Source organism: Streptomyces sp. RPT161 (assembly GCF_027533845.1).
Lineage (GTDB): Bacteria > Actinomycetota > Actinomycetes > Streptomycetales > Streptomycetaceae > Streptantibioticus_A > Streptantibioticus_A silvisoli_A.
Genome location: NZ_JAPZVN010000114.1, coordinates 1 through 465 on the forward strand (window position 1 = coordinate 1; position 465 = coordinate 465).

At 65.6% G+C, this 465-nt stretch carries 1 protein-coding gene; it reads right to left on the minus strand.

The window, feature by feature from the left end; all coding sequences use genetic code 11:
• Nucleotides 1-465: acyltransferase domain-containing protein (locus O5O46_RS35150; RefSeq protein WP_269859752.1), on the minus strand; the 465-nt coding region annotated here is incomplete at both ends.

The window sequence follows — 465 nt, forward strand, 5'->3', positions numbered from 1 at the left end:
CACCACCGACGTCGGCCCGTTGATCGCGGCGATACTCACGCCCTCGACCAGCAGCGGAACAACCTCGTCCTCCGCCGCCTGGACCGCCACCATCGCACCGCCACCCGGCAGCTCCTGCATCAGACGACCGCGAGCGGCCACCAACGCACAGGCATCATCCAGCGACAACACACCAGCCACATGCGCCGCAGCCAGCTCACCGATCGAGTGGCCAGAAAGGAAGTCAGGCCGCAGACCCCACGACTCAACGAGCCGGAACAACGCCACCTCGACGGCGAACAACGCAGGCTGCGTGTAAGCGGTCTCATCCAGCAACGCACCGTCGTCGCCGAACACCACATCCCTGAGCGGAAGTTCGAACCGCTCAAACACCGCATCCAACGCCTCGGCGAAGACGGGATAGGCCTCGTACAGCTCCCGACCCATCCCGATCCGCTGGCTGCCCTGACCGGTGAACAGGAACGC